Annotated in this window: 11 protein-coding genes; 8 read left to right on the top strand and 3 right to left on the bottom strand. The window is 63.4% G+C overall.

Features of this window, described 5'->3' with window-relative positions:
* Positions 1 to 125: 125 nt before the first annotated feature.
* Both DM995_RS19680 and DM995_RS19675 read right to left on the bottom strand, forming a co-directional pair.
* Positions 126 to 782, bottom strand: coding sequence for a response regulator (locus tag DM995_RS19680; protein WP_116970764.1), 657 nt, complete (start codon positions 780 to 782; stop codon positions 126 to 128).
* Between the two features lie 54 nt (positions 783 to 836).
* Positions 837 to 2,720, bottom strand: a complete 1,884-nt coding sequence (locus DM995_RS19675; protein WP_198669522.1) for a sensor histidine kinase — start codon at positions 2,718 to 2,720, stop codon at positions 837 to 839.
* Between the two features lie 158 nt (positions 2,721 to 2,878).
* Between DM995_RS19675 and DM995_RS19670 the strand changes: the two genes are divergently transcribed.
* The 8 genes from DM995_RS19670 (at position 2,879) to DM995_RS19635 (ending at position 7,981) form a co-directional block, all read left to right on the top strand.
* Complete coding sequence (locus tag DM995_RS19670; RefSeq protein WP_232824578.1) at positions 2,879 to 3,307, top strand: lysozyme inhibitor LprI family protein; 429 nt, start codon at positions 2,879 to 2,881, stop codon at positions 3,305 to 3,307.
* A 26-nt stretch (positions 3,308 to 3,333) separates the two neighbouring features.
* Positions 3,334 to 4,362: a DUF4424 family protein gene (locus DM995_RS19665; protein WP_157973385.1), complete on the top strand. Its 1,029-nt coding sequence runs from the start codon at positions 3,334 to 3,336 to the stop codon at positions 4,360 to 4,362.
* Positions 4,363 to 4,468: 106 nt separating this feature from the next.
* On the top strand, positions 4,469 to 4,786 hold the full coding sequence (locus DM995_RS19660; protein ID WP_023838647.1) for a hypothetical protein: 318 nt from the start codon (positions 4,469 to 4,471) through the stop codon (positions 4,784 to 4,786).
* Between the two features lie 21 nt (positions 4,787 to 4,807).
* Positions 4,808 to 5,689, top strand: a complete 882-nt coding sequence (locus DM995_RS19655; RefSeq protein ID WP_157973383.1) for a hypothetical protein — start codon at positions 4,808 to 4,810, stop codon at positions 5,687 to 5,689.
* A gap of 100 nt (positions 5,690 to 5,789) precedes the next feature.
* Positions 5,790 to 6,671: a hypothetical protein gene (locus tag DM995_RS19650; protein ID WP_157973381.1), complete on the top strand. Its 882-nt coding sequence runs from the start codon at positions 5,790 to 5,792 to the stop codon at positions 6,669 to 6,671.
* A gap of 76 nt (positions 6,672 to 6,747) precedes the next feature.
* Positions 6,748 to 7,152, top strand: coding sequence for a copper resistance protein CopC (locus DM995_RS19645; RefSeq protein WP_116970758.1), 405 nt, complete (start codon positions 6,748 to 6,750; stop codon positions 7,150 to 7,152).
* Positions 7,152 to 7,595 (top strand): copper resistance CopC family protein, encoded by a 444-nt coding sequence (locus DM995_RS19640; protein ID WP_116970757.1) that lies wholly within the window; start codon positions 7,152 to 7,154, stop codon positions 7,593 to 7,595. The genes DM995_RS19645 and DM995_RS19640 overlap by 1 nt, the downstream gene beginning before the upstream one ends.
* On the top strand, positions 7,592 to 7,981 hold the full coding sequence (locus DM995_RS19635) for a lysozyme inhibitor LprI family protein (protein ID WP_116970756.1): 390 nt from the start codon (positions 7,592 to 7,594) through the stop codon (positions 7,979 to 7,981). The genes DM995_RS19640 and DM995_RS19635 overlap by 4 nt, the downstream gene beginning before the upstream one ends.
* A gap of 182 nt (positions 7,982 to 8,163) precedes the next feature.
* Here the strand turns inward: DM995_RS19635 and DM995_RS19630 are convergent.
* Positions 8,164 to 8,360, bottom strand: a 197-nt coding sequence (locus DM995_RS19630) for a hypothetical protein (RefSeq protein WP_157973377.1), incomplete at its 5' end; no start/stop codon positions are given.

Genomic DNA, 8,360 nt, shown 5'->3' with positions numbered 1-8,360 from the left:
GTCAGGCTCATAACCTGAAGGTCGCAGGTTCAAATCCTGCTCCCGCAACCAAGACAATAGTTCGCACAAAGGCCCGCCACCCCGGCGGGCCTTTTGCGTTTGGGTATGCCGGCGCCGCGGTCGGATCAGCCCTGGCGCCACCGGAAGGCCTCGCGAATGGCCTCGCTGCGCGAGTTAACCTCGAGCTTTCGATAAATCGACTTGACGTGCGTGCCGACCGTGTGCGGCGAAATGCCCAGCGACCGCGCGGCCTGCTTGTAGCTTTCGCCGCGGGCAAAGGCCTGGAGCAACTCGGTCTCGCGCAGTGACAGTCGGCTCTCGGGATGAACCTGCACCGCGGGTTCGCCTTCCGTGCGGAGGAAACCGAGGAGGTAGATCGCAGCGGCTGGGCTGACCGGCGCTCCTCCGTCGAGCGTGGCGGCCATGCCGTCGAGGATGACCTGGGGGCTGCTGTCCTTGAGCAGATAGCCATCCGCGCCCGCCATGATAGCCTTCACTACCGTATCGCGATCACCGAAGGTGCTGATGATCAACGCCTTCGCGCGGGTGCGCGCCTTGATGCTGGGGACGAGATCGTATCCCAGTCCGTCGGGCAAACCGATATCGAGCAGGAACAGGTCGGGCGACTGGTCGAGCAGCGCATCGGCGCCGGCGAGATCGCCAGCCATGCCGATGATCCGATAGCCGGGCTCGCTTGCAATGATGCCCTGGAAATACTGGCGCACCATCGGGTCGTCCTCGACGATGGCGATGCGTTTCACGAGGCTTTGCGGGTCGGTCATATGGTGTTTATCGCCGGAATCGTGCGGGTTGCGAAGATACCATGCTATGGGATGTCATTCCGCAGGCTGGGCCATGCGCAGCGGCAAAGTCAGCGTGATGCGCGTGCCCTTGCCGTCCCCGCCCGGACCCATTGCGATCTCGCCCTGCACCGACTCTGCACGCAGCCGCATGTTGACGAGGCCGCGCCCTGCCTGGCCCGTGGTAGCGATACCCTTGCCGTCATCTTCGACGCGAAAGACCAGCGCCTCGCCCTCGCGCACGGCCTGGACCGCAATGCGGCTGCATTGTGCGTGCTTGAGCGCATTGGTCACCGCCTCCTGCAGCACGCGGAAGATCTGCAGCACGTCGCGCGGGCCGAAACCGTCAATGCCGGCGATCGAAGGGTCTTCCTGCCAGTCGAACGCGATGCCCGTCGCCTCGATCCTGGGTTGAACGCGTGCCTTGAACGTTGCCAGTGCCGAATTCAGCGATTCCCCGACCGAATCCATCGAATCGACCATCAGCCGCATCTCGTCGATGACCGATTGCAGGCCCTCGGCCACTGCGGCGGGCTCGGCAATGCCGACGCGCGCGGAGAGCATGATCGACATCAGCTGGCTCCCCAGCCCATCGTGCAGATCGCGCATGATGCGGCGACGCTCTTCGTCGAACGCCTGTTGGCGGATCAGCGACTGCTCGCGCTGCGCCGCCTCAACCAGTTCGGCCTCGCGCTGCGCAACCTTGGCCTGCAGCAACGCGTTGATCGCGCCTTGCGACTGGAACAGCCGGAAATTGCGTGCGAGAAAGGCGGCTGTCATGGCCAGCAGCAGAAAGGCAGATGCGTTGAGCAGATTGCCTTCGCGCACGCCCCATTCGGGAAACCAGTTCGACAGCGCGTCGATCACCAGGGCGACGGCCATGACCGTCAACAGGGCGCTTTCGATCAGCCGGTCTTCCTCGAATGTTGCAAAATGCCAGAGCAGCCGGCCGATGACCAGCACTGCCGATCCCATCAGGCACCAGACCCAGAGCATTGCAGGCCGATCAAAGCCCTCCGGCATCGGAACGCGATAGATGTGCCATGCTATGATCGCGATGACGACGAGATAGGTCGCCAGAATTCCCTGCTGCAGGAGCCTCAGCGGGTGTCGGGTCCAGCTGTCGATGAAGCACAGCAATGCGGTGGGGATGAACAGATAGATGGCGTAAAAGGCCAGCATGCGACCCCAGCCATCCAAGGGCGGATTGAGCCATGTCGTGTAGGCCATATAGGCCACGAAGGCTGCGCACAGCGCGCTGAGCCATTCCGCGAAACGCCAGTCGTCCGAGCGGAAGATCATGATGGTCGACAGAAGCCCAAGCAGCCCGAGCAATATGCCGCTGATGCGGTAGAAATCCCCCACCACGAACAATCGCTGCGCGCTGTGCCGATTGAGCGCATCATAATCGGCGATCCGCGGAGGGTAGATATCGGTATAGGGAAATCCGTCGCGCACGGTCAGATACATGAAGCTGTTGGTACCGGGCTTCAGCAGCCCTGCCGGAATGCGCGTGAGATGCTTGATCTGCCCGTGGAAACTGGGATTTCTCGCCGTCATCCGTCCCCGTGCCACCAGCACCGTACCGTTGACGGCGAGCACGTAGTTGTCGACCTGCAGATCGGATATGACGCCCAGCCCGTTCGGTGGAATGCTGTCGACATGGAAGTTGCCGCGCACGGCGAACACGGCGCTGTCGCAACAGTAAAACCAGGGCATATCGACCGGCTTATAAGTGGCCCGGTGCGCTTCCGCGAGGCTGGGCGAACGCAGCCGTGCTACCTCGATCTCGCTTATCTCCGCCATCGGAGGAGCTTCGCCCGGATCGGCGCGGAAGAGAGGCTTGTCGACCACGAACCAGTAGAGGGCCTGAACAAGCCCGATCATCACCACCAGCTTGCCCAGCTGGCGCCAGTTCACTTTCCGCACCTTGGTTTTCCCCCCATTTTGCCGAGACATGCCTCAAAGTCAGGCGGCTGAAAAGAGCGGAAAAACTGCTCATTTTCTCAAGTATGGCACCATGAATCTTCCGCTGCCCTCCGCAGCGACGCGCCTCTAGGATGGCCGCGCCAAAGCACATGCACGGTTCTACGAGGGTGAAGATGATGCACGTAACACGATATGCCCGGCTCGCACTGGCTGGCGTCGCAGCCCTGCTCATGGCGGGCGGTGCGCAGGCGCAGGTCAAGGCGATTCCGCCGAGAAAGGTCGCGCCCAGCTTCGATTGCACCAGGGCCAGGCCCGGCACGATCGATCTCGTGATTTGCCAGGACCGCGAGCTTTCCATACTCGACCGCAACATGGGGCTGGATTACGAGCGCGCCCGGATGCAGACTCCGCCGGTCGAAAAGGGCAAATTGCTGCGCGAGCAGCGCGAATTCATCGCGAACCGCGACCTGTGCATGAAGCGCAAGGCCGATCGCCAGCCATGCATTGCATTTGCCTATGAATCCCGGATCGAGCGGTTGGGCGAATGGATCGACCGATCGGCCTGGATGGGCGAATGACGGGTTTTCGGACAAGGGGGGCTGGGATGCGGCGTGCGTTGATCGGATCCATGGCATGGGCGGCGCTTGCCGCACCGGCGGCTTGGGCGAATGATACTCAGGCCAGCACGACGCTGGGCGGGCTGATCTTCGAGCAGAACGACCAGATCAGCATGGACAGCGAGGACCTGTATCTGTCGCTCGACAAGGTGCGCGTGCGTTACACCTATACCAACCATGGCACCAGGCCAGTGACGCTCCTCGTCGCCTTTCCGCTGCCCGATGTCCCGATCGAGGGCACTGACCCGGAATGGGTCGAATCGAGCTATCCCGACTGGGACACGATCGACATGAAGACCTTGGTCGATGGCAAGCCTGTCGGCCTGATGCGTATCGACATTGCCAAGCTTAACGGCAAGGATATCGACAAGCGGCTGAAGGAGCTGGGCTGGCCTGTCGTTCATTGGGCCGATCCCGGCTTTGCCGCACGGCTCAATGCGCTGTCCGCCGATGACAAGTCCGAATTGCTGGGCGAGGGCCTGATCACCACCGAATATGCCCCCGAGGGCGAGGTCCGCCCGGCCTGGACCGTCTCGACCAGCTTCGTGCGGACCCAGACGTTCCCCCCCGGTGTGCCGATCACCGTGGAACATAGCTATGTGCCGATGCAGGGCGGCACCGTCGGCAGCGGACTTGGCCGCGATGCGCGCGAGGCCAATGGCGGGCGGCTCGATCCCGAAAGCGAATATATCACCAAATACTGCGTCGATGACGCGTTTCTGCGGGGTTACGACCGCAAGCGCTACCTGCCCACGGGCGCGGAAAACGCGCTGGTCTTCCCGCTCGAACAATGGGTGGGCTATGCGCTCAGGCCGGGCGCGAACTGGAAGGGGCCGATCAAGCGCTTCCGCCTGACCGTCGACAAGGGCGAGCCCGAGCGACTGGTGAGCCTGTGCATGGACGGCATAAGGAAGGTCAGCCCGACCCGGTTCGAGGTGATCAAGACCGATTACGAACCGACAAGCGATATCGATCTGCTGTTTGTTACCTTTGCACCTCTCGAAGGCGGGCAATAGGGCGCAAGCATCCCATGTTATGGGAGCCATCGCTCATGGGATGCCGCGCCGAAGTCTGACCGCCTAATCCTGTTTCCAGTCAAGCACATGGCAACAGGAGAAGACAGTGAAGAAAGCCCATAATCGCAGGAAGCTGCTCGTCGGCGCGGGCCTTTCGCTCGCCAATCTGGCGCTTATCGGCGGCATGGCGATCGCTGCCATGAACATGCCCGCGCAGGCGCAGGGCCAGAACCAGGCAGCGGTCAAGAAGCCGAGCGGCGGCGTGGCCTGCCCGTCGGGCTGGCGTTCGGTCGATGGCAACACCTCGATGTGCGAACCGCACGAGAGCAAGGCGCCGCTGATCTACGCCAAGAAGGACAAGGAGACCTGCGCGGAAGGCTATTACGAGGTCTATCGCCTGTGGTGCTCCACCCGTCGTCCGTAACGCCCAGACGAGCCAATCATCATGCTGAAATCATTCCTATCCGCTGCGGCGGCCGCCCTGGTGGCGCTCGGCAGCGTGGCGATGGCAGGCCCGGCATCGGCACAGGGCACCACCACCGGACCGGTTCAAAAGCCGAACGGAAGCCTATGCCCTAGCGGCTGGACAGAGGGTGGCGGGAGCCTGTCGCACGCGCCGATGCGGGGTTACTGCTATCCGCAGAACAAGTCGGGCACCGACAATGCCATCTATGCCCGGTCGAGCCTCAACGAGAGTTGCGCGCCGGGCTATAATCCGGAGATAAACCGCAGCCTGTTCTGCACCTCGCGCAAGATCTACACCTGGTCGGCCGAAAACAACCTCGCCAAGGATGGCAAGCTGCCCAAGCCGGAAAAGGGCGTACGCTGCCCGACCGGCTGGGCATCCACCACCGAGCTGACCAGCTGCTACACCACGCTCGACAATCCGCCGCCTGCCCGGCTCAGCAAGGGCAAGCCCTGCGGTCCGGGCGAATCCGAGGAATGGGGCATCTGGTGCACCGGTGACATGTCCGGCGTCACGCTTGCCCATGCCAATGGGCATGGCTCGGCGGACTTCAACAAGGTCTATCTGCACCTGCAGCTCAATGGCGGCGACTGGCAGTCGATGAAATGCTGCCTCTCGCCCGCCGCCCAAGCCTATTTCGCCGCGAAGGGTGAAGGTAGTGGACCGGGCGTCAGCAATGCCGCGCTTTCATCCGACAGTAGCGGTGGATCGAGCAGCCAGAGTGCCAGTGCTGCGGGCAGCGGTCCGTGTGGCTCGGCGACCGGTGCTGCGATCGGCGGCGCGGTGGCAGGCGAGGGCGGTGCCGTGCTCGGCAGCATGCTCGGCGGACTCGGCAAGAAGAAGAGAAAGTCCGGCTGCTGAACGTCTAACCCCCGCATCCCAAAGCGACCCGTTTGCGGGGGATGACCTGGCGGATGCTGGTCCAAGGGCGAGCATCCGCCACATTTCGACAGGATTTGTAATGAGAAAGTTAATTTCCATCGTCGCAGCAGGCGCTCTCGGCCTTTCCGCCATGTCAGCACCTGCATTGGCGCAAGGCGTCACCACGGGACCCGTCGCCAAGCCACCCGGTAGCAACTGTCCGAACGATTGGAGCGAGGGCGGTCGCGGCAACTCGGCCAGGCCGATGGCGGACTTCTGCTATCCCACCAGCGGGAAGACCGACAATGCCATCTATGCCCGGACGAGCCCCGATCAGCCCTGTGCGCCGGGCTATTATCCGGAGATCAACCGCAGCCGGTTCTGCGTATCCAGGAAGATTTACACCTGGACGCCCGAACAGGCGCTGGCCCGGCAGCGGGTCGACAAGCCGGTCAAGTCGATGCGCTGCCCGGCGACCTATCGCAGCAGCCTGGATTTCACCAATTGCTACACCTCGATCGATCATCCCCCTGCGGTGCGGCTGTCGAAAGGCAAGCCGTGCGGCCCCGGCGAGATCAATGAATTCGGCCTGTGGTGCACATCGGATTTCGAGCATCTGCCGTGGTCGGAGATCGAATCCGCTGGTTTCGGTGACTATGCCAAGCTGCTCGACCTCGCAGCGATGGAGGGGCGCGGCTACGAAACCGTCCCCGGCTATGGTAAGGACCTGAAGGCTTCGCCTGAGATGCAGGCGCATTATGCCAGCCTGGGCAAGCTGAACACCAAGCCTGCCGCGGCAGCCAGCTCATCCGGCAGTTCGTCATCCGGCGCGCAGACGGCTTCCTCTGGTAGCGGAGCGTCCGGGCCCTGCGGTTCCGCCACGGGCGCGGCGATCGGCGGCGCGGTCGCGGGCGAGGGCGGCGCGGTGCTCGGCAGCATGCTCGGCGGCCTTGGCAAGAAGAAGAAAAAGAGCGGCTGCTGAACGATCAGCCGCTCCCGGAAAGGGGGCAGGGCACCCGCTAGCCGCCTTGCCCCCGCACCCCGCAATCGAGGGAAATATGATGAAGGGTATATTTGCACTCGCAGCCGCACTGCTGGTCGCAGTACCGGTGGCCGGCTTCGCATCGGCAGCCTATGCCCAGCCGGCCCCCGAACTGGTCTTCTCGTTCCCGGTCAAGGACGGGATGGAAAGCGAACCAGTGTCGCAGATCCAGCTCACCTTCAACACCGAAGTGACCATCAGCCATGTCGATATCGAGATGCAGGATGGGCCGAAATTCGTCGTCTTCGACGTGATGGAAAACAACGGAGAGGGCCAGACCAGCATGGTGTTCAGCTATGACCTGCCGGTGCCGGTCGCTGCTCCCGGCCAGTATTTCATCAACTATGTGGCAGAGGTGAACCGCTCGGACGGAACGATGGACACGCTGTCCGGCTATTCCTCGTTCGTCATTCTCGAGTGATGGCGATGCGCAAAATCCAGATCGCAACGGCGCTTGCAGGTGCGCTTGCGACCCCGGCGGCTGCCGAAAAGCTGGAGCCGCGCGCGATGCTCGTCGCGTCCACCCCCGCCAGGGACAGCGTCGTCGCGGCGGGAACGGATACGATCGAGCTCCGCTTTGCAGAGCCGGCAGAGGTGCTCAGCGTGAGCGTGCGCCTGCCCGAGGACAGCGAGATGACTGCCGAGCCGGAAGAGCAAGCCATGCGCGGTGATCGCAAGACCCGGTTCCGCTTTCGCCTGCCGCAACCACTGCAGCAGCCCGGAAGCTACAGCCTGTCGTACCTGCTGGTTTCCAGGTCGTTCAAGTCGCTGAACGGATTCGTCGATTTTCGCATCGAGGGCGAACCCGCCCCATCAGCGGCGGAGGAAACCGCCGCAACCGAACCCATGGAGACTGAACAATGATCCGCACCCGATGGACCCTTGCCGTCGCTGCTGCCCTTGTCCTGAGCGCGAGCTGCACCGCGCCCGCCTTTGCCAAGGCCGATCCGCAGGACGGCAAGCCCAGCTTCAACTGCGCCAAGGCGCGCAAGGGCAGCATCGATCAGGTGATCTGCTCGGACCATGAGCTGTCCAATCTCGATCGCGAGATGGCGCGGCGCTACATCAACGCGCAGAAGCAGACCCCGCGCGCGGCCTGGCCCGAGCTTATCGGCGAACAGCGCAAATGGATCGCCAGCCGCAACCAGTGCATGGGCGGCAAGGGAAAGCGCATCGCCTGCATCGCCTTCGCCTATGAGAACCGCATCCTGCGTCTGGTCGAATGGGAGGATGGCAGCGCGCTGGACTGAACGTGCCAGCACCCCCTGCATGGTTTTCGAGTTGTCGATAGCGCTGGTCTTTGCGACCCGTACCAGCCCGATCGACCGGGAGCGCGGCACACCCCCCGCGCTCCCACACCGCCAGGCTGGGACAGATATCGAGCCCGCGCGTGAAACAGGCCCTGGCGCACGTGCGCGCCGCGTCTGCGCGCCTAGTCCAGCCGAAGTCCCACGCGCCACAACCGGCCGGGCGAGGGCAATCCGGCCTGAGGGAAGATCTGCGCATCGGCAAGATTGTCGACCGCGAAGGTGAGCATGAGGTCGCGCGCGCCCATGCGGGCGACCGGGATGGCGGCGCGCACCGCAATGTCGGCAGCGGCAGGGAGATCGACCCGCTGGCCTGCAGCAT

The sequence above is a fragment of the Blastomonas sp. UPD001 genome, from assembly GCF_003426715.1.
In the GTDB taxonomy this organism is placed as follows: Bacteria; Pseudomonadota; Alphaproteobacteria; order Sphingomonadales; family Sphingomonadaceae; genus Blastomonas.
The sequence above is the reverse complement of the archived record's forward strand: the minus strand, read 5'-3'. Positions and strand labels throughout refer to the sequence as shown.

What these genes read in the sequence shown, in the direction of transcription:
- DM995_RS19680 (WP_116970764.1), bottom strand. Translation starts at nt 782, where the DNA reads ATGACCGACCCGCAAAGCCTCGTGAAACGCATCGCCATCGTCGAGGAC.
- DM995_RS19670 (WP_232824578.1), top strand. Translation starts at nt 2,879, where the DNA reads ATGCACGGTTCTACGAGGGTGAAGATGATGCACGTAACACGATATGCC.
- DM995_RS19665 (WP_157973385.1), top strand. Translation starts at nt 3,334, where the DNA reads ATGCGGCGTGCGTTGATCGGATCCATGGCATGGGCGGCGCTTGCCGCA.
- DM995_RS19655 (WP_157973383.1), top strand. Translation starts at nt 4,808, where the DNA reads ATGCTGAAATCATTCCTATCCGCTGCGGCGGCCGCCCTGGTGGCGCTC.
- DM995_RS19650 (WP_157973381.1), top strand. Translation starts at nt 5,790, where the DNA reads ATGAGAAAGTTAATTTCCATCGTCGCAGCAGGCGCTCTCGGCCTTTCC.
- DM995_RS19645 (WP_116970758.1), top strand. Translation starts at nt 6,748, where the DNA reads ATGATGAAGGGTATATTTGCACTCGCAGCCGCACTGCTGGTCGCAGTA.
- DM995_RS19640 (WP_116970757.1), top strand. Translation starts at nt 7,152, where the DNA reads ATGGCGATGCGCAAAATCCAGATCGCAACGGCGCTTGCAGGTGCGCTT.
- DM995_RS19635 (WP_116970756.1), top strand. Translation starts at nt 7,592, where the DNA reads ATGATCCGCACCCGATGGACCCTTGCCGTCGCTGCTGCCCTTGTCCTG.